The sequence below is a fragment of the Leptospira licerasiae serovar Varillal str. VAR 010 genome, from assembly GCF_000244755.1.
Classification (GTDB): domain Bacteria; phylum Spirochaetota; class Leptospiria; order Leptospirales; family Leptospiraceae; genus Leptospira_B; species Leptospira_B licerasiae.
Genome location: NZ_AHOO02000011.1, coordinates 414,495 through 436,234, shown reverse-complemented (window position 1 = coordinate 436,234; position 21,740 = coordinate 414,495). Strand labels below are relative to the sequence as shown.

Sequence of the window (21,740 nt, the reverse complement as noted above, 5' to 3'; positions counted from 1 at the left end):
TGACAGGGTCTTTCCTTCTCTAAAACTGGACCTATGAGCGTGCTTGAAGTAGAAAAAAAGGCCGGTAAGGTTTATATAGAGACCTATGGCTGCCAGATGAACGAATATGATTCGGGTATCGTGTCCAGTTTGATGCAAGGCGCTCAGTTCGAGACAGTTTCCGATCCGGAACTTTCCGACGTTATCTTCTTAAATACCTGTGCGATCCGTGAAAATGCTCATGCAAAAATTTACGGAAGGCTCCAAAGTCTTGGGTATCTCAAAAAAAGAAATCCTGACTTGGTGATCGGTGTCCTAGGTTGTATGGCACAAAATCTGGGAGACGATCTTTTTCATCAGGAGCTTCCTTTGGATCTGGTTGTCGGTCCCGACAATTACAGAACTCTTCCTGAGTTGATACAAACAATTCGTTCTGATAAACAACCTGTGTCTTTGACGCGTCTTTCTAAGATCGAAACTTATGATGAGATAGAGCCAAGAGTTGTAAACGGCATCCAGGCTTTCGTCACTATCATGAGGGGATGCAATAATTTTTGTACATTCTGCGTGGTACCTTACACAAGAGGAAGAGAAAGAAGTAGAGATCCTCATTCTATCGTAAGGGAAACTCGGGATCTTGTGGCACAAGGGGTAAAACAACTTACTCTGCTTGGGCAAAATGTGAACTCATATAAGTCAGAAGGTTTTGATTTTGCAGGACTTGTTCGACTTCTATTAGAAGAAACTGATATAGAAAGAATTCGTTTCACTTCTCCTCATCCCAAAGATTTTCCAATGCACCTTTTGGAACTTATGGCGGAAAATCCGAGATTCTGTCCTAATATTCATCTTCCATTGCAGTCCGGAAATACGGATGTATTGGAGAATATGAAAAGAACCTATTCCAAAGAAGAATTTTTGGAAGTAGTAGATCAAATCAAAACAATCGTTCCGAATGTCGGACTTACAACAGATATTATTGTAGGTTTTCCCGGTGAAACTGATGAACAATTCGAAGATACTTTGGACATGGTCCGAAAAGTTGGCTTCGACATGGCATTTATGTTCAAGTATTCCGAGAGAGAAGGTACAATCGCTCAAAAAAGATATCCGGACGATGTGCCTGAAGAGGTTAAGGGAGAGCGTCTTACCAAATTGGTGGATCTTCAAACTTCTATTTCTGCAGAGCAGAATAAAGCAAGGATCGGTAAAACTTTTCCGATCTTGGTAGAGGGCGCCTCTAAAAAGTCCTCTAAGGAAGCTTGCGGCCGTACTCCTTGCGGAAGAATGACCGTTTTTAAATTGCCCGAGAATGTTAATGTTGATTCTCTGATCGGAAAAACCGTATCTGTAAAGATCAATTTTGCTACCAGCGCCACTCTTAAAGGAGAGGTGATAGAGTGAAGAAGAACTCCCGTACTTCGGGAGGCGATTCCTCTCCTAAGAAAAAAAAGTCCGAAGCAGTGCATCGGACTGATACCACAGGTTTTGGAACGGAAGCCGCAGGAAAAGTGGCCGAAGGAAAAGACCTACGTTCTGTAAGGGTGCATAACGTTTCTGACCTTCCTCCCGGATTTTTTGTTCATACAGATCGAGAGAAGTTTTGGCGATGGATACCCATCTTGGACCGCTATATTCTCTCGGAAATTATCCCTTCCTTTTTAGTAGCACTTTTATTTTTTACTAGTATCTATATGGCCATCGCACTCAAGAGTATGATTGGTCTTTTTGTCGGGAAGGGTGTGGATCCTTTCCGCCTTCTAGACTATTTCGGCTATTTGTTGGGAAATATTCTTCCCACGACTGCACCTCTCGCTTGTTTGATGAGTGGCGTGATGGCAGCGGGAAGGCTCTCCGGTGATTCGGAGATCACCGCGATACGTTCCGCAGGTATAGGATTTTCCAGGATTTATGTAGTTTTTGTCGGCTTCGGTGTATTCTTGGCTGCCGTCGTTGCATATTTTTGCTTCTATCTTTCTCCAATCAATACTCGAAAAATGACCGAGTTCAATAAATGGGTTTTGGCTTATAATCCTCTTCTTGCACTAACTCCAGGACAGTTTGCAGGAGACCAAGTGCAAAATGCAGGCTCCGAGAAAGCTATCGCAATGTACACGGAAGGTGTGAACGCTAAGACTGGCGAACTTTCCGGTGTGCAGATCCGCGAATGGACAGTATTTATTCCGCAAAACCAAGATCCGTTTCTTCTTTCCATGGGAGCTGCGAGCCGTCCTATTCAATTAGGAGAATCTTATATTACACAAATCATATCCGCTAAAAAAGGGACTTTAGTGGAGAAGAAGGGACCTGACGGAGAATTCGAAAAATCCATCCGATTGAAGGACGCTTGGATTTTAGAATGGGACAGAGCAAAGCATCAGTTCTCCGTGGGAGATCTTAGAAAGGGGGAGATGGATTATAACATCCCGAAGACCGAGGAGAAAAAAAGTCTGGTCATCAACGTGGATCCAGGTTCATTCACTCTTTTGACTTTGATCGATATTAGAAATAATATCAAAGCTGGGAGATTGGAAAAGATCCCGGGACTCGAAATTTTGCAAGAGATGGGAATTCCTTCCGACGGTTCTGAAAATTTAAAAGATAGAGTTCTGCGGTTACAATTGGAATTGCCGAATATTATGAATGATCCTACAGTCTCGGACGCTCAAAAATCTCAGAGCGTGACCATAGTTCTTCAGCTGACTACTTTATTGAAAGAAGCTAAAAAAAGGGTCTCTCAATTCGATGTGGAGATCCAGAGAAGATATGCAATTCCTGTTTCCTGTATTATTTTTTCCTTAGTGTCTTTGCCTTTAGGTCTCGTAGTAAAGCGTTCCGGAAAAGGGATGAGTTTTACGATGGCCGTAGTTTTGATCATCGTGTATTGGGCGCTTTTCACATTCGGATCGAATATTTCCGAAAATTCCAAGTTTCCGGTTTGGCTGGGACCGTGGAGTGGGAATATTGCGATAGCGATCATTGGTTCGGTTGTTATGTTAAAACGAACCGATATGCGTTTTCCGCCCGCTGTAGTAAATTTCTTTCAGATCTTAACTAAGTTCTTTTCCCCCGTTGTCCGCGTTTTGGCCCGGATAGAAGGACCCCTTTCTTCCCTAAAAACAAAATTGACAGAGGGACTCAAAAAATTATCCTTATGGAGAAATCGATAAAATCGATACTGATTTCCGTTTTTTAGAAGGACGGGAACGGCTTTCGGCGTCCTATGTATGGCGTCGAGTAAGGGGGAGAGTCGGCTTTGAAAACCGCGAATATTTGGCACATAACTTCCGGAGCTGAATTCCCCGTACATATATGGAAACATCCGAGAATTAATATCGAGCTGCGTAAGGTTCAGTTAAAAGACTACAGATCGATAGAATTAGATGCTCAGGATATCAACGTATTCTATGTGAATACTAACCTGAAAGAATGGTCGGAAATTAAGGAAGATTTCCTAAAACGTTTTGAACTTCATCCATTTGTTGCGCTTACTATTATTTCTTCCCCCGAGGCGGAAGAAATTTACAACAAACTTTCCCCTAAAGGTAAAACAGAGGTCTTAGAAAATCCGGTCCAGCCAAGATCTTTACGGATCATTTTGGACAGAGTGATCCAAACCGAATTTTTTAAAATGGTAGCTAACGAGATCGGGAATAGCTGTCTCGCGAACGTGGGATTTTTCGAGGGAGTTTTCGAGCTCGCTAACAAAGAATATAAAGATGCGCATAAGGCGAATGCCGCTTTACATGCGATCCTTGAGTTTGAAGCAAAGATCAAGAAAAACAACGAAGATATTAATAAAGCAATCGAAAGGGTGAACGAACTTAAGAACCAAGAACTTCTGACTCTTCACGAAAGATTGAAAGTTTCCGAGATCATAGACAATCTCAAAACAATGGAATTAAAACATGCGCTTGAGCTGAAAAAAGCTACAGAAAGAGCATTGGAATATTCGAGCATAGAAGAGATTGAAATGAAAAATATCCTCGAAGCTCATACTAAACTATTCGAATACACCGAACAGGAAATTAAAGAGCTAGTCGAGGAAAACAAACGTCTCAGAAAGGAACTAGGACTGCCTGAGAATAATTAAATACTAGTGTAGGAACTCCAACATGGGAGCGGAGATCGCCCCCACCCTGCATAGGGAGGGGGGAGTGGCCAGTGGGAGAGCAAATTCCCCATTACCATAATTCCCTCGAACTTACAATAGAATTTTATACCACTACCTTATGTAGGAATTCCAACAAACGGAAACATCACGTGCGTGTAGGAGTTCCTACACACGCTACTTTTTCGCTTGTAATTTCGCCCTCAATCTCTAGAAAACAATTCCAAAACTTTTTTAAATTCGTAGGAGTTCCTACCGTAGGTCTTTTCTGCGTATAAGATTCCGTGTTTTTTTCTTCTATCCTTATAATAATCCATTCCTTCCGGATGGCCGGACTTCTTAGCGGAAAGATAAAGCCTTTCGTAACAATGAGATAGAATGCGATGAGGTTCCGCTTCGTCGTTAAACTTAGGATCTAAGGAGATATATTTCTCCAAAAACTCTGCGGACTGGTTGAAGTTTTTTAACGCATACTGATGTTTAATGAATTCTCTATAAACCCCTGCCTGCAATTCGAGGAAAGATTCGGATTTTCTAATATTTGGATTTGCGATCTTATCAAGGTTTTTCATTGCGAGAGAAAGATTTTTGACTGAATCCAATCTCGCTCTTGTAAGTTCCCTATTCCAAATTCTTTCCGCATTTTCCAGTCTGGTCTTTCTCTGCCAAGGGAATCTTTCCGAATCTAAAACTTTACCTTCTTCTTTCTCTCTTTTGGATTTGATACTATCGGAAACTTTTCTGAAACCGTCCAAGGCAGCCGAGAAATACTCTTCCGTTTTTTCTAAGGCCTCTTTGGATTTGCCTTCTGAAAAATCCCCTAAAAAATCGATATCCTTGAATTCGTTGGGGTCATCACTCCAAGGGCCGTCCTTCGCGGATTCAGGGATCAGGATTTCCAGTTTTTTAGGGCGATCGTGAGGATCTTCTTGGGAAAATAAATAGGGGGACGATATGATCAATGCAAATAAGAGCAGAGATCTTAAGCATGAAAGCTTAACAAGTTTCATTAACACTAAGATCGGGAAATCACTTATAGAGATAAACCATAAAAATGGTTTCATTCGGAACGCCTTCCGATGAATTTGATTTAGGAGCAGAATATGCAAAGCGCCGAAGTCCCGAAAACTAAACGTATCGTGCTTATCGCACACGATAATAAAAAAGAAGATCTAGTGGAATGGGTGCAACTCCATAAAGAAGTACTATCCAAACATCATCTCTACGCGACAGGCACCACGGGAAAAATTGTTCATGAAAAGACGGATCTGCCGGTCCATAGATTTTTATCCGGACCACTCGGCGGGGACCAACAGATAGGCGCTAAGATCGTGGACGGAGAAATAGATGTGGTGATCTTTTTCTGGGACCCATTGACCGCTCAGCCTCACGATCCGGATGTTAAAGCTCTTTTACGAATTGCAGTACTTTATAATATTCCAATAGCGAATAATAGGAGGTCTGCAGATTATTTAATTTCTTCCGACCTTCTGGCTAGCTCCTATAAAAAGACCACAATCGATTATAATACTGGGCTTCCGATTTACTGAGCTATTTCCCTTCTTCCGTAAATGCTGCCCTATATGCTTCGGGAGGGCAGGTCAGATAAGTACAGGAATAAGAATCGGGAGAAGTTTGGCTCCAAGTCCCCAATTCCACTAACTCATTACAGGAAATCTTATAAGAATTCGATTTGCCTTTACCGGAAGGGATCCCTGCGCAGGAAAAAACAGGGATATCTTTATAGCAGGAACAATTTCCTTCGAAGGCTCTGGTGTCCGAACAATAAACACAGTCGGATCTTTGATTTCCGTTCAATGCTGCGGAAATTAAGGACTGGTTTTGATAATCCTCCTTTTCCTTTTTAGTCTGTGGATCGGAAGTGCAGAAGGAAAACGAGAATATTAAAAATAAATAAAGTGTAAAGTGTCTGAAGTCCATAAAATTCCTCATTCAGAGATCAATGTGAACGGGATCGTCGTTTTAAAAGTGACATTTGTCCCCGGATTCAAGGCATATTCTTTATAGCGGCTTAAATGATTAACGTATTCTTTATCAAAGATGTTCAGAATAGCAACATCGAAAGTCGCGGATTCCGTCCCGTTCGTTAAACCCGGAATTTCTCCGCCGAAGCCTACATCATATAAATTATAACCTTGGGTTGGTGTTTCTAATTTATCTACCTTATACTGAGATTGAACGAAAGTGCCATTCACGGAGAAGTAGGGTTTGGAAATCCCGAAAAGTTTATCCGTAGTGAACCTAAGCCCTAAACGGCCTCGGTTCGGAGACATTCTTGGAAGATACTTGTTCTTAATATCCGAATATACTGAATTAGGATCGGTGCCCCCCGGATTCAGGATAATTTCAGGAGGGATATTTTTTTGGATGGTAGCTCTTAAGATATCGATCCCGCCGGTGAGCACCAGCCAAGATGTAGCCTGAGCTTGAAAACTGAATTCTCCTCCTTCTAACTTCGCAGTATCTTGCCTATATCTATAAACAGGCAGACCGGAATCCGGATCAATTGCACCTGCACTTACGGAATAAATGTAATTATCTATCTTATTTCTAAAAACGCTTAACTCCGCTTGGAATTTATCGTTAGCAAAACGGACGGAAGCATCGTAATTCAACGAAGTTTCCGGTCTTAAACTATCCTTACCGATTTCGAATCTGCCACTTCCTTCATGAACACCGTTGGCAAATAACTCGAATGGAGTCGGGGCCCTAAAACCTCTACCTGCATTCAAGACTAAAGAAAGATCTTTTGCAAATCTCCAGACAGTTCCAAGAGTCCCTGTGCTTGCCGAATAATTTCGGGTCTGTTCCGGATTTCCCAGATCTGTGTTGGCTCTGATGTCCATACTTCTTCTATCTGTCCGAGCACCTGCTGAAAAACTAAAGTCTCCTAGTTTCCATTCTTCGAATAAGAAAAATCCGACGTTGCTCAAACTGTAACCTGGGATCAAGGGCTCGGTCCCGATGGTATTACTTTTTTGTTGCATACCGGAAATACCGACAGTACCTTTCAGGCCCTTCCACTCTTTGTGATGAACTTTTGCATCTGCAGTCGTAGTATCTAAGGAAAGATTTAAGCCCTGCTTATAATCGTATTTATTCACTTGATAAACGGAAGCTGCCTTTGTGAAAGAATCGATGGATGGATCAAGCAGGGTATCCCGAATAGGAATGTATCGATTTTTATCCTCGATCTCTCTTCGATTGTTTCTTTGATAAGCAGCATCCAGTTCCACATTCACAAAAGGCAGAATGAAGAACGCATGCATATGAGTTTTCTGATGAAGAACAGTTTGGTAAGCGCTCGCACCAGGAGATTCATTCGGGTTATCGTACAAATCCTGTTCTTGGTATCTCTGAAAAGAATCAACGTAGAAGTTTCCCCAAGAACCGTCCGTTCCCAAGGAAGCATTCACGTTTCTCTCATGAAAGCCTGTATTTGGGAGAGTTCCTTTGGGGGTGGTGATCCTTCCAGCCTTTCGAGTATCCGTTTGGACTCTATAGCCAAAGTTTGTTTCTTTATGATAACCGAATAAAGAAATTGCGCCCGCATCTTGCTTATTATTAGAAAAACTATTTGTGGAAATCGTTCCGCCCAGGAGAGGAGCTCCGTCCTTTGCAGTAGGGGCCTTGGAGCGAATTACGTTAATCACACCGCCCAAAGCATCCGAACCGTAAAGAACGGATCCAGGTCCTCTAACAATCTCCATTTTGTCTACGTTAAACGCATCTAAATCTACGGTATGATCGTCGCCGAATTGTTGTTCTTCTTGTCTTACTCCGTCGGTCATAACCAAAACTCTTTGGCCGGTCAAACCTCGGATCACGGGCTTAGAAGTTCCGGCCCCGGTAGTCAAGGTTGTGGTTCCAGGAGTATTTTCTAAGGCAGACATAACGTTCTGACCTCTCAACCTTTGTAGCTGTCTTCCTTCCAAAACCGTAGTAGGCTGGGGAGTGGATAAAAAATCGGAGGCTAAGGTCTTAGCAGTGACGTTTATCGCTATACCTTCCAAGAGAGAAGGTTTTATAACTATATCCAGAACTTTATCAAGATCCTTCACTTCGAATCTTTCCGTTTTCAGTTCATAATTCGGGGCAGAAACAACTAATGTGTAGTTTCCAGGAGAAACGTGCTGGAACTCAAAACTACCATCCTTACCGGATCTGGACACAAACTTGTTTTCCGTAAGGAACAATTTGGCGCCCGAAATAGGGCGTCCTTCCGGATCTTTAAGAATACCTCTAACGTTTACATCCAGGGAAAAAACTTCCGAAAAAGGCAAAAATAAACCGATAAAAATCGGTAATACATTAAATTTATATAAAATACTTTTCATTCTTCCTAAACTCCGGACCTTTTGAGGTCGGGTTCTTCATATACAAAATAAAATTCAAAGCGGATCAAACATACGAAAGCCGCCGAAAACAGTAGATGCAGATAGATTAGGAAAAATAAGGAGGGGCGCGTCCTCTCAAAATCCCCGATTGGGAGAATTGAACAGGAATAAGATCGAAAATTATAAATTCATTATATTCTAGAACGGGTTGTTCCGATTTAGGACCTTGAACGAAGTCCGCTCCGGAATTAATTTGAGTGTGAACACAAACAAAACAAAAATCCGAGGAAATTTTTAGAGAATGTTTTGAAAATATTCCCTTTTCGGATATGTCCACATGGGAGTGGGCACTGGTAAGCAAGAGTCCGCCGCAAAACGCGAACAGAGCAAAAAAGGATTTTAGCCCATTTTTTTGTCTTCCCACCAAAGATCGCATTTTTCAATAATGATAAATCGTTATTAATAAGCAAGTGTTTTTTTGGCCCGCCTCCTTGCAAAGAGAGAACCGGGCTGCTGCGGACTCGTCCTTTCGGACAGAGGCCCTTTGCATCCCTGGCGGATTCTGGAAAAAAGATTTTGTCGAGGTAAAAGACTTTTGTTGGCGGAGGAAAAAGTTTCTGCTTAGGACTGGGGTTCTATTATTTTCCCACAGAACACTGTCTTGAAATTACAGCCGATCTCCCTTGCAGTAATTTTATGCCTAGTATGAAATTCATCCTTCATGATTTTCTCAAGTACGAGTTCGAACAGAAAGTGATTTGCATACCAAGGCGGAATACAAGTGATCCTGTCCTCTAAGATGGAAGAATTTTTACCGGTTATAAATATATGCTCGTGTTTGAATTTTGCAAAGGGTCCGGATTCTTGGACATCAACAAAACGTTTTTCCGATTCTAATTCGGTATGCAAGGCGATCCACCGAAAGGAAATTCCTGGAAAAATTTTTATTCTAACGATCGCCTTTGAGCCAGGTTCCAAAGATGCAGGAGGGGAAATAATTTCCGCTTTTTTGGAAGAGCCTACCAAAGCGGAAAATCCATCCGGGCCGGCGTGAAATCCGAATAATTCGGAAACCTTGCAGTCGAATTCGGAACGACAAATGAAGATCAAAATAAATCCTACAATATTAAAAAATTGAAATATATTTAATTAGACGGAGGAGTCTCCGGTTTTTTCCAGTAAGCCTTGTTTCCTACTGCAATATTTCTTAAGACTGCATCTTGGTTTTTGGGGATCACTTTTGCCGTGTAAAGATCCGCTTCCGTAACTGTTCCTTCCCCAAGCAGAGTCGCCGAGTTGAAGAAATAGACAGTAGTTCCTTTTTTGAGTCCGTCTATGATTCCCGCATTTACGATCAGTGAATCTTCTTTTACTCTGTGCACTTTTCCGCTGGACGGAATTAAGGCCAGGATCTTATCTCTTGCTCTTAAAGTTGCCTCCGCAAGAGCATCTCTGCCCTTAGCATAGATCCTAAATTTGCCTAATATCTTTTCTTCTTTATGATCTCTAAGACTCCACTCGATGCGTAAATTACCGTCTTGGAAAGAGATCTTTCCACTCACAACGAAGCGAACGTTTTCACCTTTGGAATTCTTGATGGAAGAATAGTTTTTTTCCGTTTTATGGATTGCTCCCGAATAAGGCTCCGATTCTAAACTTTCGGATTTTCTAATATTGTCTAAGTCAATATTACGTATTCTCGGATCGGAATTTAAGAAATGGCGGAGAATTTTTCCTGCCAAAGCGGGAAGGTCGGTGTGCTTCGCCAAAAAATCCTCTCCGTCCGGATCGAAAACGAGTATTTCGGGAGGAGTCCTGCCGTAATCTTCTTGGATCCCGAATTCTCCGATCTTTACTAAACCTTCCCGATAACTTAATGAAGTTTTAAAGCCTTCTAGGTTATTTTCCACAGAATAGCCGTATTTTTTATTATCCGGGAATTTATCTCTTAAGAGTAGGAGTAGGTTAAAGTAACTTGGGAAAAGTCCTCTTCTTTTATATTCTTCTAATGTTAAGACCAGGATTTCGGGACGGTTCGGAAGAAGTTCCTTGGCCCTGATTAAATGGTACCAAGCTAAATCATATAAGAATGCGTTTTTATTCGCTCTGTATCTTTGGAGTCTATATTCTCCTAAGGTTCTTCTTAGAGAATTTCCCTCGGGTAGATTCTCTAACGCATATAATTCCGATCTATTTCTTGCAATCGGATCTATATCATCCAAGGAGATTAATTTTTCTAAATCTGTTCTTGCTTCCTTGGAGGCAGGATCTTTTTTTAATCTTGCATAAGAGCGTAAATATAGATATTCCGTGGAATTCGGAAATAAAGTTAATAAGCGATTTAGATATTCTTCCGCTTCTTGGTATCTTCCGAAATAGATCCTGGTTTTTGCCAATAGTTTAAGTGCTTCTTCCTCGTTCGGATGCAAGGAAACGGATCTTTCGAATTTTTCAGCCGCTTCTGCAATTTTAGAATCTCGCTTGCTTCCTTGGGATTTTTCCGCCCAGATCAATAAGAATTTTCCGGATTCTAAAAAGATCCCAGGATCATCGGAGGCTTCCGCTTCCAATTGGTTTCTAAGATATGCAGCTTTTGTAAAGTTCCCGTCGAACGCTTCTACCTTAGCTTCTAATGTCTTTACTTCTTTATTTTTAGGGATCCTGGAATATGCGGAATGAAATTCAAAACTTGCTTTTTGGGTTTTTCCAGATGCAAGTTGTACTTCTATATAGATCGGAAATAGATCGGCGTCGTATCTGTCTTCTTCCAAAAACGGTTTTAGGATCAAAAAAGCTTCTTCATAACGTCCTAATTTCGCGAGTGTGATCGCTTTTTCGCGAACTGCCTTTTTGTTTTTAGGTTCTAACTCCAAAACCTTATCTAAAGATTGTAATGCCTCTTTTTCTTTATGAAGTTTTAATGCAGCATCCGCTAATCCCAATCTGGAACGGACTGAAAGAGGATTTAAGTTCACTGCTTCTCTAAAGGAATCATAAGCAGCGGGATAATTTCTGGACGCTAAAGCTCCTTCCCCTTCTTTGATCCAATCTATGGTTTGTTTGGAGGAAAGGGAGAAGGAGAAAGATAGAGCAAAAAGAACCGCAAAATTCCGAAAAAGAAATTTTAAGTTCATATATTTATTTGAGGTTTTGGATCCGAATATCATGGCGTAAAAAATCCGGTCTCCGCTTTTCCATTAGAATTTCTGAAGATAGCCTCAACGACCACGGGAACATAGACATCCATTCCGTCCGGATTGATCCTACTTTTAAAGGAAAGAAGATACCTTCTGTCTTTCTTAGAATCTATCCAACTTCTTAGATTCTTTTCCGTTCCCCCGGAAGGAATTGTTAAGAATTTTCCTCCCGTTTTTTCCGCGATTTCCTTATACACAGAAACGGATTCTCCGTTTTCCCCCAAGCATAAGAAGTAGATCGGGATATCGTGGACCACTGCGAAACGAATGATCTTTGTGGGAGAGAATTGTGTGAATGCTGCTTTGGAATCCTTTCCGGAAACGATCGCTATGATTGCCCTCGGGCCCAAACTATCCAATAAATCCGTAATACCTTTCTGAAGCGATTTCCCGATTTGGGACTCTTCTTCCGGGACAAAGGAGCGTAACGCTTTCAGGATATCATACATACTTTTTCCGAAAGAGTAGGCGGTCTGTGTATCTTTACCTGAGCGTAAAAGTTGGATTTTATCCTCTGCTCGTATTTCGGATAAAAACGGACGGATCGCCTTTTCGACTGTGGCATAAGAATCTGAAACGATCTGGGAATTTTCCGCAACGATGGAAACGCTTATTCTATTATTGTATTTTTTCATATCGGTCAAACCGATTAAAGGAGAAAGATTGTCCATCTCATAGATGCGGAAAGAATCACGAGGGATTGCCTTAACCGGGACCCCGTGTCTATCTTTTGCATGAAGAACCAAAGAAATATCCGGATAATCCGAGCTGATGGTCCTTTCAACAATTAGATCTAAATTGGAAGAAAGTTGCCCTTTCGGAGAAAAGGATTCTATTCTATGTCTGTTAAAATCCGCAACAAACATGGAGCCTGTATAATCGAAAGTGACTGAGAAAGCTTGGTCGAAATTTCGGACGGTATTCTTGGAATCCTTAAAGTTATCAAAGCCTGACCAATTTTTAGAAACAGAGTCATAGATAAAAAGTCCCGCAGTTTCGTCCGCTACTACAACCTTATTGTCTTTGATAGAAAGATTTCTGGGCTTTTTGAACGAAGGATTGTTGATCTCTTTTAAAAAATTTCCCTCGTGATCGAACACTACCAGTCTTTTGTTTCCTCGATCTGCTACAAAAATTTCGCCACGATTATTGACTTTGATTCCTGCAGGTTGTTTTAAGATCCCAACGCCTATCTCTTGGAGAGGTTCCCCAGTTCTGGAAAGTTTTTGGATCCGATTATTTCCCATATCGGAGACGTACAAAAATCCTTCCTTCGTAAAATAAAGCCCTGCAGGTCCGTGAAAACTTCCGGGATCTTTTCCGGTAGAACCGAAACGATTTATGTAAGAACCTCTGGTGTCGAATTCGTAAATTTTATCTCCTGCATAATCTGCAACGAAGATTGATTTACCTCGGATGCTGATCCCGACCGGGCCTTCTAAATTTCTGCCGAAAGAACCTTTGAAATTTTCGATAGGAGAACCATTGGCGTCGAATTTAACCACGTTAGCAGTGTCGAAACTTACCACATAAAGATACCCTTCTTCGTCTACTGCTAAGTCTGCTGGGTTTCTGAAACGGAATCTTCTAAGGTCGTCTCCAAGAATCGATTTATAATATTCTAAATTATCTTTTCTATTTCCGCCGCCTAACCTATATCTAAGCGCATCTAAACGGTTTTTGCTGATCAGATCTAATTTATTAGAAGATTCTAATTGTTCCAGTTCGGAAAGGCTCTCTTGCCAATCTCCGCTAAGATAATATGTTTCCGAAAGAAAAAATTTTGGATGAACGAAATCAGGTTTGATGGAGAGGGAACGGACAAAATTCTCTCTGGCGGCTGCGAACTCGCCCTTGTTATAGTAAGCGAGACCTCTTTTGAAGAACGTCTTGGCTTCTTTTTCTTTCAGTCCAAAGTTGGGTAGGGGTTCGGACCATCCGGACTGTGTGAGAATTCCTAAGAGTAGAAATAAAACGAAAAGTTTTGTTTGCGTACGTCTCCCCATTCTAATCCTCTCAGTCGATGGAACAGTTTAAGAGACATAATTTCAACCTATTTTTCGGGACTTGTATATAGGTTTTGCTACTCTTGCAAGCAATTAAAGGGAGTGATTTTGTGGGAGCTCCTACAAAAAGGTAGGCCCTCACTTGCGTGGTCGTTTCCTCGCTCTCTACACGGGTCGTGCGGAAGGGATACGAAGGGCTTTTAGTCCGGGCGAAGCCCGGATGAGCGCGAATGCGCGAACCCGTAGTAGCCCGACCGAGCGAAGCGAGGAACCGCCCTGAAAATTAACCTAGTCTTCTTTTAACCGAGAATCTTTCTTTTAGATTAGAGGAAGTTGGGTTGCCGGTAGGCGATAGCCAAGCGTTCTTCCAGTTGGAATGCCATTCGGACCATTCGTTGCGAACCGATTGGTTTTGTTGGAGTTCCTCTTCGACCTCTCTCATCAGTCGGTCCAATAGGATCACGTAGTTTCTGAATCGCAGGGCCAGGTCGGTGTTTGAGGAAAGTTCCTGCATGATTTTCATATCGGTCCAAGCAGGAGGTAAGCGGCAATTTTTCTAGGAATTTTTGGTCGGAAATAAAAAAGAAATCGGATTTCTAACCTGCAAGGACAGCTACATGAGCTTCAACACTTTCGGCCAAGGCTCCAAGATCATAACCTCCTTCTAAGAAGGATATTGTTTTGGAGCCGATCTGTTTTGTTGCGGATAAGATCAATCGTGTGAATTCTGCGAACGCGTTCGTACTAAGGTTCATGCCCGCTAACGGGTCTCTTTTATGTCCGTCAAAGCCGGCAGAGATTAATACGTACTCCGGTTGGAATTCCAACACGGAAGGCACCACTACTTCTTGGAAGTAATGTAGGTATTCTTTATCTCCGGAGCCCATAGATAGCGGTATATTTAACGTAAAGTTTTGTCCTTTACCTTCTCCTTTTTCATGGACTGAACCTGTTCCGGGATAATAAGGATATTGGTGGAGTGACGTGAAAAATACTTTGTCCGAGTCGTAAAATATTTCCTGGGTACCATTTCCATGATGTACATCCCAATCCAGTATATAGACTTTTTCGATTCCTTGGCTAAGTAGATAGTTTGCAGTGATCGCGATATTGTTTAGCAAACAAAAACCCATGGACCTTCCGGTTTCCGCATGATGACCTGGAGGTCTGACGAGCGCGATCCCTGATTCTATTTCATTGGATCTGATCTTGTTTACTAGATCGACTCCGCTTCCGGCTGCTAAGAGTGCTGCATCAAAACTGGATTCCGAATACGGTGTATCTCCGTCGAAACTTCCTCTTTTTCCTTGGATGACTGAAAATCTTTCTCTGTGTCTTTGGTTATGTACTGGATCGATCAGTTCTAATGGAAGTTTGTTAGGTTTGATCCAATGTAAGTCCTTAAAATAAGAGGTCTTATATAGTCGATTGAGTATGGATTCCAATCTTTGCGGGGATTCGGGATGGAAAGTACCGGTCTCATGCAATAAGAATGTATCGTCATAGGCGTAGCCGAGTTTCATTTTCTGCTCCCGTTTTTTGTCGGAAGTCCTACAAAGAGGACAAGTACCGAGGTCTTCGGTTCGATATTATTAATATAGATCCGGAGTAAATTTGTGCGCAAACCGTTTTCACTTTTTCCTATTTTAGTTCTAACCGCTTTTCCGGTTTGTGCAGAGTTCACGATCCCTTATCCCGATAATTCTAATACGAAGAAAGTTCCCGTTTTAGAATCTTCTCCCGAGACTAAAACCAAACCCCAGTCCGTTTCCAATGAAAGGGAGAAGAAGGAGATACGACTTTCTTCCAGAAACACTCCGATGGAAAGCGAAAAGGAAGCTCCAAAAGAGAAACTTAAAAAGTTTTTTACAAGACCTTCAAACAAGGGGACTTACGGGGATCGTCCTAAATTCTATCGCGGTCTATATGTAAATAATTCTTTGATTTCGGATAAATCCCGTAAGAATGAATGGGATTCCTTATTAAAGAATGCTTCCGATTATGGCGTTAATGTTCTGGTAATCGATCTTCAACCTAAAACCCCTTCACAGGAAGAGATTTCGCGTATCAAGGAAATGGGTTTTTATCCCGTGGGAAGGCTCGTAAATTTTGACGGAGGACTTAAGACTAAGTATCCTAGTCCGGAAAAATTGAATTCTATCTTCGGTTATGTGAGAAGAGCTTGTCTTTCCGGGTTTCCCGAAGTTCAACTGGATTATATTCGTTATGCGGATATCACTGATATCGACCTTTCTTTGAAGGAAAAATATAGTAATATTAACGAGATCGTGAATCGGATCAGAGGAGAGGCGAACCAATGCGAAAAACTTCCTTACCTAGGTGCGGATATTTTCGGTAGGATTCCATTTAATAAAGACGATCAGATCGGGCAGAAGGTGGAGAACTTTGCCCAGCTTGTGGATGTGATCTATCCTATGTTGTATCCTTCTCATTTTTACGGCCAACCGGGGCGTATTGCAAATCCTTACCAAACCGTCTATGACGGTCTGAAGAATACCAGAAAGAGATCCCTATCAACTACGAAAGTGGTCGGCTGGATCCAAGGTTTCGGAATGAGTCTTGGTCCTTCCGGTAAATCTTTGAAAGATTATATCAAGGCTCAGATCGAAGCCAGTGTTGATAGCGATAGCGACGGTTTTGTCGTTTGGAATATCGTCGGAAAATACGGAGATACGTTTCGAGCGCTTGAAGAAAGTATCCAGAGCGGAAAATTGAAGATAGAGGACTAATATTACTTAGTCTCGTATGTTGGAATTCCAACGCTCAGGTTCGAATTAAATTTTATCTCAAAGTTACTATGTTGGAGTCCCAAACATACGATTTTTAGACCTGAGATCCTGTGCTAAAGTCCAAGATCTTTTTCTAATATTAGGAGATCCTTATCTCCCGGAACATTTTTCGGTCTATGCAATTTATACGCTTGGATAGATTCTACGGTCTTCGTTCTTAAGAAGTTTGCTTCATCACTGATCGTGGTGGATTTTGCTCCTCCTGAAAGCTCCATATATCTCTTCCCATATAAAAGTGAAGTCAGTCTATGAAGTCTGTAATCCGTGATATTATCCAGCCCAGCTTCTTTTAAAAGTTTCTGGGCGATTTCCCAAGATTTTTCCTGACGATTTCTGAGTTTGGGTTCTTCTTCCGGAGATATACTTCCCTTGGGTCTTTTCCCGGAAGAATAAGAAACATATAATTTATAATAGGTTTCTGCGCTTCGGATCAAAAGTTCATAATCTGTTTTGGAAAGTCGAAACCCTTCTCTAGCGACTTCTTGCGCTCTTTCTAATTCTTCCGGAACGAAACTGTTTTTGGAATAGCTAGGAGCCTGGTCCGCCTTACAATTTAAAAAGGAAACATATTCTCTAGAGAATCGGATCAAGTCTTGGTCGGAGTCGAATCTGGATCTCTTTTTCCATGCCGAAAAAAACTCCGCTCCTGCGCTCATGGGGAGTATTCCGGAACATACAGGCTCTTTGGAATCGACCCCTGCCTCGCTTAAGTATAATATTCCTAATCTGTAATGTGGAACTGGGGACATCGGATCTAGACGGATTGCTTTACGGTAAGATTGGATTGCCTCTGGGATCTCGTCTCTTGTAAAATGATAATCTCCGGTTTTACGTTCTACTAGTGCGGGGCCGCTTAGTTCGGAGGAGACTGGATAGGCAACGGTTAGGACCTTCTCTTTTGCCATTCCTAAATACCCGACCCCTCGTAATTGTTTTCCTGTGAATGCGGTTTGGAAGATGGATTTAACTTCTATCTGTCCTACGATACTTCCGTCTTTGAATGTTTCATGATCGAAATCTTTTTCGATCAGATAGAGTATCTGTCCAGGGCGTATTCCTGGATCGTAATGCACTTTTACGGTGACTATATCCGGTCTGGTATCGTATCCTAATTCGAAACTTTTGTATTTTCCTTCGTATTCGATCGGTTTGACCTTATCGAACATAATGGTCTCCCCAACTAAGACCATTTTTTCTTTTCTAGGCATCCCGTCTTTTCCTGAGTTTTTAGGCATTCCCACATCTCTAAATGCGTACACGAATTCTCTAGAAAATGTGGAAGAGAGGCTTACACAGAGTAAGCAAAGGATGAGCACAGGTCGGGTTAGGGCCATGGTTTTATTTTCGGTCGGAATGGAATAGTGCAGTATCCGAATTTTGAGGGTTTTTATGCAAAAAGAGCATCCATAAAATCGTTTTCGAGAGACTAAATCCGGCGGTGAAGAGAGACTTTGTATTTGGTACGGGACTCGTTTTTCATATGATAATACTTAAGACAAATCGTTTAACTAAGATATTCGGTAAAACTACTGTGGTAGATTCACTCGACTTGTCGGTCGAAGAAGGTGAAATTTTCGCTTTGATCGGACCCAATGGAGCGGGTAAAACTACTACGATCAAGATGTTGACTACACTTTTACCTCCTACATCCGGAAGCGCATCTATCGGAGGGTTCGATCTTAAGGGGCAAACGGAAAAAATCCGTAGGATGATCGGATATGTTCCGCAGATGATTTCCGTGGATGGAAGTCTTACCGGATACGAGAACCTTATGCTTTTCGCCAAACTTTACGATATTCCTTCTTCCGAGCGAAAGCGTAGAGTGGAGGAAAGCCTACATTTTATGGGGTTAGAAGCGTATGGAAAATCATTATTGCAAAGTTATTCCGGGGGAATGCTTAGAAGATTAGAGATCGCTCAGGCAACTTTACATAGACCTAAAGTTCTCTTTTTGGACGAACCTACCGTAGGGCTGGATCCCATAGGCAGGAGTGTCGTTTGGGAGCACATTATAGATTTGCAAAAACAATATTCTAGTACGATCGTCTTGACCACACATTTGATGGATGAAGCCGATAAAATTTGTGATAGGATCGCATTAATGTCAAGGGGAAGACTGGCAGTTGTCGGAACTCCGGATGAGCTAAAGAAATCCGTCGGAGGTTCTTCAAAAACTCTGGAGGATGTCTTTATTCATTACGCGCAGGAAAATTTGAACGACTCCGATGAAAACTTACATGCGATAAATCAAGAAAGAAAGACTGCAAGGCGATTAGGATAAACGGATGATCTTAAATTTTTTAAAAAAGACCTGCGTCATAACTGAACTCGAAATTCGAAAGGTCATTCATGATCCTACCGAAATTCTGACCAGATCGGTTCAGCCAGCTCTCTGGCTTTTGGTCTTCGGCCAGGTTTTTGCAAAGATGCCTATGATGGCAGGAAGAACCAACTATATATCTTTTATGACTCCCGGAATTCTTGCACAAAGCGTTTTATTCGTTTCGATTTTCTCCGGAATAGCGATCATTTGGGAGAAGGACCTAGGTTTGATCCAAAAGATGCTTACTACACCGACTCCAAGAGCGTCTATCGTTTTAGGTAAGGCAATTTCTGCAGGACTTAGGACTTTGCCGATCCTTTTGATCATTTATATATTGGCTTTCATTTTGGGAGTTTCTGTCCGCTGGGACTTGTTTAGCATAGCCGGAGTTTTAAGCTTTGTTTTGTTAGGATCGATTTTTTTCTCCACGTTTTCCCTTATTATTGCCTGCCTCGTAAAAACAAGGGAGAGATTTATGGGAATCGGACAATTACTCACAATGCCTCTTTTTTTCGCAAGCAACGCGATTTATCCGATAGAGATAATGCCGGATTGGCTAAAGATACTGTCACATGTAAATCCTCTTACCTATGTGATCGACGGACTTAGGACTTTTATGTTAGGAACTCCCTCCGCATTTAATCTAGGATTAGATCTTGGTATTTTATTTTTGTCCTCCTGCATTGCGGTTTCGCTCGGGGCGATCTTATATAAAAGAGTGGCAATGTAATCTAGGAAGGCGAACAAGTTATATTAAAAAATATAAATATACCTATGCTAAGATCTTAGCAAAGTTCTCTATCACCTGGTATTTATGTTCTGCCTGCGGATGATTTCCTGGCCGAGAAAGTAGAATGGATCGGATTCCTGCTTCTGTAGCCGCATCCGCTTCTTCTTTTATATCCGTAAAGAATACGATGGATTTAGGAGGAATAGAAAGTTTTTCGGAAATTTTGGTATAACTTGAGGATTCCCTTTTTCCGCCAACAGCCGTATCGAAATAATTTTCGAAATATATCGTTAGGTCTCCTGCTTCACAGTATTTATAGATCAGGATTTGAGCCTCAACACTTCCCGAAGAATATACTGCCGCACGTTTGCCTGATTTTTTGATCCTTTCTAAAAAGGGAGGGACATCCGGGAAAATTGTGCTCTTTAGTTCTCCGGATTCGTATCCCTTCTTCCAGATCCTTCCTTGGATCTCTTTCAAAATCCCTAATTTACGATCTTTGGATACTAGGTATTTGCAGAATTTAGTAAGCGATTCCGGAGAATTGGAAACTTCTTCCGTATATTCCTTTTCATTTTTAGAAGCAAGGATTAGCTCCTCGGCGAAGTCTGTTTCCGCCGAGGTTTCCGAGAAGAATGTCTGAAAGTTTTGGACCGAGTAGGGGAATAAGACCTTGTGCACGAATTCTATCGGCGTGGTTGTCCCTTCTATATCAAATAAATATAACTCGGTGCTTTGTTCTTCCAATTAAGCCGTCCTTTTGATCCTGCCGACTTCGGCTGCCAGCTCTTCGTGCATCTTTTGTTCGTCTTGTTTGAAATTTTTCAAAATGTAGAACCAAGCGAGTCCGCAAGGTATCCAGAAAAGGATCGCGATCGTGAATGCCTGGGTTCTGTCCGGTAATACTGTAAGGATCAACGCTGCCATTGCAGGTCCGAGTCCATTTCCAAGATTATCAGTTAGATTGTAAAGTGCGAACATGGAAGATCTACTTTTAGGTGGATTGACGTTTATAATCAATGCTCTAACATTCGGGCCGGTTACCGAAATGATAATACCTGCGAGAATATTAATAAAAATGAACATTGGGCTTCCTGCAATATTCTTTGCATAAAGTAAATACAATGTAGGGATAATACCTAGTAAGATGGAACTTCCGCAGAATATCGGCAGGAACTTTTTATTCGTATCATAAAGTTTTTGTCCGATCACTCCGCCGAAAAATGTACCGCCAAAGATCCCTAATGCAGCGAAGATCACTAACGCGGACGCTTGGTCTTTAGGTAGACCGTAGCTGAATTCGTAATAGTCGTTCAAGAATACGAAGAATACTCCCCAAGGCACGCAGCCCGGTATTCCTTGCATAAAGATCCCGACGTTCGTTTTACTTTGGAAAATGTTTTTGATATCTTTCCAAGTTAAACGGACCGCTTCAGAATTCACGTCCAAAGAATCCGGATTTAGGTTTGCCAGTTCCTTCTCGCTTCCGCCTCTGACAGGCTCTTTGCAAAATAATCCGTAAACAAGCATGAATAGGAAAGAAGGAGCCGCCATATAGATGAAACTTTGTCTCCATCCGTTGATCGGATCCTCTGTACCTAAGGTCCCTCCTACCAATTGGCCGACTCCGACTCCGAGCCCGATGGCTAGAGAAAGATAACCTGCCGCTGTAGAGCGGGATTTATCCGAAAAATAATCTCCTACAAGAGAGAATAGAAGAGGGAAACTCCCTCCCAAGCCGAAACCGGTGAGAGTCCTAAGGATTAAAAATTCTTCGTAGTTTCTTGCGAATCCGGAAAGAAGGCAAGGGATCTCTCCCAATAATACCGTTCCGATAACCAAAGGTTTTCTAGGAAATCTTTGGGTAAGATAACCCATGTAAACCGAAACCAATCCTCCTAAAACGAAGAAACAAATCGGGATAAGTCCTCCCAATTTCCAATCGATCTCTTTTTGATCCGTGATCCCGAAAGAGCCGGCTATATTTCTGAGGTTCGGCGCGATCAGGTTTTGGTCCGCGAATAGAAAGAAGGCCATTCCCATGATCATCCAAAAGGCGAGGATCGCGTTTCCTCCATGGGCGGCAAGTTCGCCTAATCCGAAATATCGAAGCAGGCTTTTTTCCGAGGTCGGTTGAGACATCCAATTCTCTCCACTGTGTTTCTGTTTAATGTCAGCTTCCATAAGAAGCACGTAAAGCGACAGATTGGTGAGAGGAAAAGGAAT

Annotated in this window: 18 protein-coding genes; 7 read left to right on the top strand and 11 right to left on the bottom strand. The window is 41.8% G+C overall.

Annotation, left to right across the window (positions count from 1 at the left end; all coding sequences use genetic code 11):
* Positions 1-33 precede the first annotated feature (33 nt).
* The 3 genes from miaB to LEP1GSC185_RS14540 all read left to right on the top strand — a co-directional run bounded on the left by miaB (position 34) and on the right by LEP1GSC185_RS14540 (position 4,072).
* Positions 34-1,383 (top strand): tRNA (N6-isopentenyl adenosine(37)-C2)-methylthiotransferase MiaB, encoded by a 1,350-nt coding sequence (miaB, locus tag LEP1GSC185_RS14550; RefSeq protein WP_008596963.1) that lies wholly within the window; start codon positions 34-36, stop codon positions 1,381-1,383.
* Entirely contained in the window at positions 1,380-3,149 is a 1,770-nt protein-coding gene (locus LEP1GSC185_RS14545; RefSeq protein WP_008595049.1) for an LptF/LptG family permease, read from the top strand. Before miaB ends, LEP1GSC185_RS14545 begins: the two co-directional genes overlap by 4 nt.
* A gap of 86 nt (positions 3,150-3,235) precedes the next feature.
* Positions 3,236-4,072 carry a hypothetical protein gene (locus LEP1GSC185_RS14540; protein WP_008594009.1) on the top strand — a complete coding sequence of 279 codons (837 nt, stop codon included), beginning with the start codon at positions 3,236-3,238 and terminating at the stop codon, positions 4,070-4,072.
* 221 nt (positions 4,073-4,293) lie between these two features.
* Here LEP1GSC185_RS14540 and LEP1GSC185_RS14535 read toward each other — a convergent pair whose 3' ends face one another.
* Complete coding sequence (locus LEP1GSC185_RS14535) at positions 4,294-5,100, bottom strand: FcpA-related putative periplasmic flagellar protein (protein WP_024864015.1); 807 nt, start codon at positions 5,098-5,100, stop codon at positions 4,294-4,296.
* Between the two features lie 93 nt (positions 5,101-5,193).
* Between LEP1GSC185_RS14535 and LEP1GSC185_RS14530 the strand changes: the two genes are divergently transcribed.
* Entirely contained in the window at positions 5,194-5,640 is a 447-nt protein-coding gene (locus LEP1GSC185_RS14530; protein WP_008593796.1) for a methylglyoxal synthase, read from the top strand.
* Position 5,641: 1 nt separating this feature from the next.
* Here the strand turns inward: LEP1GSC185_RS14530 and LEP1GSC185_RS14525 are convergent, their stop codons facing one another.
* The 7 genes from LEP1GSC185_RS14525 to LEP1GSC185_RS14490 all read right to left on the bottom strand — a co-directional run bounded on the left by LEP1GSC185_RS14525 (position 5,642) and on the right by LEP1GSC185_RS14490 (position 15,174).
* Positions 5,642-6,031 carry a hypothetical protein gene (locus LEP1GSC185_RS14525; RefSeq protein ID WP_008594923.1) on the bottom strand — a complete coding sequence of 130 codons (390 nt, stop codon included), beginning with the start codon at positions 6,029-6,031 and terminating at the stop codon, positions 5,642-5,644.
* Positions 6,032-6,039: 8 nt separating this feature from the next.
* Positions 6,040-8,448, bottom strand: coding sequence for a TonB-dependent receptor (locus tag LEP1GSC185_RS14520; protein WP_008594721.1), 2,409 nt, complete (start codon positions 8,446-8,448; stop codon positions 6,040-6,042).
* A 621-nt stretch (positions 8,449-9,069) separates the two neighbouring features.
* Positions 9,070-9,558 carry an SRPBCC family protein gene (locus tag LEP1GSC185_RS14510; protein ID WP_008594315.1) on the bottom strand — a complete coding sequence of 163 codons (489 nt, stop codon included), beginning with the start codon at positions 9,556-9,558 and terminating at the stop codon, positions 9,070-9,072.
* A 35-nt stretch (positions 9,559-9,593) separates the two neighbouring features.
* Positions 9,594-11,615 (bottom strand): tetratricopeptide repeat protein, encoded by a 2,022-nt coding sequence (locus LEP1GSC185_RS14505; RefSeq protein WP_008595405.1) that lies wholly within the window; start codon positions 11,613-11,615, stop codon positions 9,594-9,596.
* Complete coding sequence (locus tag LEP1GSC185_RS14500; protein ID WP_008595194.1) at positions 11,612-13,651, bottom strand: hypothetical protein; 2,040 nt, start codon at positions 13,649-13,651, stop codon at positions 11,612-11,614. The genes LEP1GSC185_RS14505 and LEP1GSC185_RS14500 overlap by 4 nt, the downstream gene beginning before the upstream one ends.
* 283 nt (positions 13,652-13,934) lie before the next feature.
* Entirely contained in the window at positions 13,935-14,174 is a 240-nt protein-coding gene (locus LEP1GSC185_RS14495) for a hypothetical protein (protein WP_008595551.1), read from the bottom strand.
* Between the two features lie 73 nt (positions 14,175-14,247).
* A complete protein-coding gene (locus LEP1GSC185_RS14490) occupies positions 14,248-15,174 on the bottom strand; it encodes a histone deacetylase family protein (protein ID WP_008594111.1) in 927 nt (308 codons plus the stop codon).
* Positions 15,175-15,267: 93 nt separating this feature from the next.
* Here LEP1GSC185_RS14490 and LEP1GSC185_RS14485 point away from each other — a divergent pair, with 93 nt between their 5' ends.
* Positions 15,268-16,401: a putative glycoside hydrolase gene (locus tag LEP1GSC185_RS14485; RefSeq protein ID WP_008594826.1), complete on the top strand. Its 1,134-nt coding sequence runs from the start codon at positions 15,268-15,270 to the stop codon at positions 16,399-16,401.
* 113 nt (positions 16,402-16,514) lie between these two features.
* On the opposite strand, the gene LEP1GSC185_RS14480 is transcribed toward LEP1GSC185_RS14485, so the two are convergent.
* Positions 16,515-17,795 carry a tetratricopeptide repeat protein gene (locus tag LEP1GSC185_RS14480; protein WP_008593855.1) on the bottom strand — a complete coding sequence of 427 codons (1,281 nt, stop codon included), beginning with the start codon at positions 17,793-17,795 and terminating at the stop codon, positions 16,515-16,517.
* Between the two features lie 146 nt (positions 17,796-17,941).
* Between LEP1GSC185_RS14480 and LEP1GSC185_RS14475 the strand changes: the two genes are divergently transcribed.
* Together LEP1GSC185_RS14475 and LEP1GSC185_RS14470 are read left to right on the top strand one after the other, a co-directional pair.
* A complete protein-coding gene (locus LEP1GSC185_RS14475; protein ID WP_008595744.1) occupies positions 17,942-18,742 on the top strand; it encodes an ABC transporter ATP-binding protein in 801 nt (266 codons plus the stop codon).
* 4 nt (positions 18,743-18,746) lie between these two features.
* The gene (locus LEP1GSC185_RS14470; RefSeq protein ID WP_008594667.1) at positions 18,747-19,514 is read left to right on the top strand and encodes an ABC transporter permease; all 768 of its coding nucleotides are present in this window, start codon (positions 18,747-18,749) and stop codon (positions 19,512-19,514) included.
* A 42-nt stretch (positions 19,515-19,556) separates the two neighbouring features.
* On the opposite strand, the gene mtnC is transcribed toward LEP1GSC185_RS14470, so the two are convergent.
* The gene (gene mtnC / locus LEP1GSC185_RS14465; RefSeq protein WP_008593921.1) at positions 19,557-20,261 is read right to left on the bottom strand and encodes an acireductone synthase; all 705 of its coding nucleotides are present in this window, start codon (positions 20,259-20,261) and stop codon (positions 19,557-19,559) included.
* A complete protein-coding gene (locus LEP1GSC185_RS14460; RefSeq protein ID WP_008595036.1) occupies positions 20,262-21,656 on the bottom strand; it encodes an MFS transporter in 1,395 nt (464 codons plus the stop codon).
* Between the last annotated feature and the right edge of the window lie 84 nt (positions 21,657-21,740).

Excerpts from the sequence above, each read along its gene's own strand:
- miaB (WP_008596963.1), top strand. The coding sequence starts at position 34 with ATGAGCGTGCTTGAAGTAGAAAAAAAGGCCGGTAAGGTTTATATAGAG.
- LEP1GSC185_RS14535 (WP_024864015.1), bottom strand. The coding sequence starts at position 5,100 with ATGAAACTTGTTAAGCTTTCATGCTTAAGATCTCTGCTCTTATTTGCA.
- LEP1GSC185_RS14530 (WP_008593796.1), top strand. The coding sequence starts at position 5,194 with ATGCAAAGCGCCGAAGTCCCGAAAACTAAACGTATCGTGCTTATCGCA.
- LEP1GSC185_RS14525 (WP_008594923.1), bottom strand. The coding sequence starts at position 6,031 with ATGGACTTCAGACACTTTACACTTTATTTATTTTTAATATTCTCGTTT.
- LEP1GSC185_RS14520 (WP_008594721.1), bottom strand. The coding sequence starts at position 8,448 with ATGAAAAGTATTTTATATAAATTTAATGTATTACCGATTTTTATCGGT.
- LEP1GSC185_RS14505 (WP_008595405.1), bottom strand. The coding sequence starts at position 11,615 with ATGATATTCGGATCCAAAACCTCAAATAAATATATGAACTTAAAATTT.
- LEP1GSC185_RS14500 (WP_008595194.1), bottom strand. The coding sequence starts at position 13,651 with ATGGGGAGACGTACGCAAACAAAACTTTTCGTTTTATTTCTACTCTTA.
- LEP1GSC185_RS14495 (WP_008595551.1), bottom strand. The coding sequence starts at position 14,174 with ATGAAAATCATGCAGGAACTTTCCTCAAACACCGACCTGGCCCTGCGA.
- LEP1GSC185_RS14490 (WP_008594111.1), bottom strand. The coding sequence starts at position 15,174 with ATGAAACTCGGCTACGCCTATGACGATACATTCTTATTGCATGAGACC.
- LEP1GSC185_RS14480 (WP_008593855.1), bottom strand. The coding sequence starts at position 17,795 with ATGGCCCTAACCCGACCTGTGCTCATCCTTTGCTTACTCTGTGTAAGC.
- LEP1GSC185_RS14475 (WP_008595744.1), top strand. The coding sequence starts at position 17,942 with ATGATAATACTTAAGACAAATCGTTTAACTAAGATATTCGGTAAAACT.
- LEP1GSC185_RS14470 (WP_008594667.1), top strand. The coding sequence starts at position 18,747 with ATGATCTTAAATTTTTTAAAAAAGACCTGCGTCATAACTGAACTCGAA.
- LEP1GSC185_RS14460 (WP_008595036.1), bottom strand. The coding sequence starts at position 21,656 with ATGTCTCAACCGACCTCGGAAAAAAGCCTGCTTCGATATTTCGGATTA.